The 1979-nt window shown below is 58.7% G+C and carries 2 protein-coding genes; both read left to right on the forward strand.

What is annotated here, in order from left to right; all coding sequences use genetic code 11:
- Positions 1–1503: response regulator (locus AC33YF_RS13780; RefSeq protein ID WP_491777786.1), on the forward strand; the 1503-nt coding region annotated here is incomplete at its 5' end.
- Between the two features lie 8 nt (positions 1504–1511).
- Complete coding sequence (locus AC33YF_RS13785; RefSeq protein WP_491777787.1) at positions 1512–1859, forward strand: Hpt domain-containing protein; 348 nt, start codon at positions 1512–1514, stop codon at positions 1857–1859.
- Positions 1860–1979 lie beyond the last annotated feature (120 nt).

Raw genomic sequence — 1979 nt, forward strand, 5'->3', positions numbered from 1 at the left:
CCGATGAACGCCGTGATCGGCATGAGCGGTCTGCTGCTAGACACCGAGCTTGATGCCGAGCAGCGGGATTATGCCGGCACCATCCGCGACAGCGGCGATGCGCTGCTGGGCATCATCAATGACATCCTCGACTTCTCCAAGATCGAAGCGGGGCATATGGACATCGAGGTTCATCCGTTCGATTTGCGCGACTGCGTCGAGTCAGCGCTTGAGCTTGTCAGCACGCGCGCCGCCGAAAAGCATCTCGACCTCGCCTATATCTTCGAGGGTGAACTGCCGACGGCGATCACTGGGGATCTCACGCGCCTGCGCCAGATCCTGCTCAATCTGCTGTCAAACGCGCTCAAGTTCACGGACGAGGGTGAAGTTGTGTTGACGGTGACGTCCAAACCCCTCGCAGCCGACAGAATCGAATTGACGTTTGCGGTCCGCGACACTGGCATCGGTCTTACAGAGGAGGGTATCAGTCGTCTGTTCCAGTCGTTCAGTCAGGCGGACTCCTCGACCACACGCAAATACGGCGGCACCGGTCTCGGCCTTGCCATCTCGAAGCGGCTGGCTGAGTTGATGGGCGGCACGATCTCGGTCGAAAGCGACGGCCCAGGCAAAGGTTCAACCTTCACATGCACAATACAAGCGAGCAGAGCCCTTCTGCCACCGACACGTGAACGCGATCTTGTTGGCATGCAGATGGAACTTAAAGGGAAGAGAGTTCTGATTGTTGACGACAACGAGACCAACCGGCGCATCCTCGAATTGCAGACGGCCAAGTGGGGCATGGCCTCGCATGCTTTGGAGTGTCCCAAGGACGCGCTGCGCCTGCTCGAAGCAGATCAGGCCTTCGACCTCGCGATCCTCGATATGCACATGCCTGAGATAGATGGACTGCAGTTGGCACGTGAAATCCGAAAGCTCGATTCCAAGCTGCCGCTTGTGCTGTTCAGCTCGCTCGGGCGACAGGAGGCTGAAAACGATGCAGGGCTGTTCAATGCTTATCTCGCCAAGCCGCTTCGCCAGTCTGTCCTATTCGATACGCTGGCCGGGCTTCTGGCGCGGCAGGTCGTTTCGAAGACAACATCACAGCCGGTTGTCAAACCGCAAATGGATCCCGGACTGGCCGCACGCCATCCGTTGCGCATCCTTTTGGCGGAAGATAATGCGGTCAACCAGAAGCTGGCTCTAAGGCTGCTGCAGCAGATGGGCTACCGCGCTGACTTGGCCAGCAATGGCCTTGAGGCGGTCGAGAGTGTCGAGCGGCAGACCTACGATGTGGTTTTGATGGACGTGCAGATGCCGGAGATGGATGGCCTTGAGGCATCGCGACGGATCATATCGGCGGTGCCGGCCGACCGCCGGCCTCGAATCGTTGCCATGACGGCCAATGCCATGCAGGGCGATCGCGAAATGTGCATGGCCGCCGGTATGGACGATTACATTGCCAAACCCATCCGGGTCGATCATCTGGTCGAGGCCCTGATGCAGGTACCATCCCGCCAGGAGTGATTCCTAAGATGAGCGAAGAGACACTCAATCTTGCGGTATTTGCGGAACTGCAGGCCGCGACCGGCCCCGAATTCGCCGTCGAATTGGCGAACACGTTTCTCGATGAGGCACCCGGCATGATTGCCGAGCTGCATGACGCGCGAGCAGCGAGCGACAATAAGCGGTTCCAGCGCGCGGCGCACTCTCTCAAATCAAACGCCAATACATTCGGGGCAGTTGCGTTAGCCGCTCATGCACGAGAACTCGAAGTCAGAGGCCTCGATGACGATCCGCTGCGCAACGACGACGCGTTGTCTCAGTTGGAAACGCTACTCGCAGAGGCCGCTGCTGCACTGAAGGCGCTTGCCAATGTCTGAAGATGGACGTCGCCTTCTGGTCGTCGATGACAACAAAGTGAATCGTCTACTGCTGTCTCGTCATATCGATCTTCTGGGGCATCGGTTCGCTCTGGCGGAGAATGGCCGGGTCGCATTGGA

The organism is Methyloceanibacter sp. (genome assembly GCF_058506495.1).

What these genes read in the sequence shown, in the direction of transcription:
- AC33YF_RS13785 (WP_491777787.1), top strand. Translation starts at nt 1,512, where the DNA reads ATGAGCGAAGAGACACTCAATCTTGCGGTATTTGCGGAACTGCAGGCC.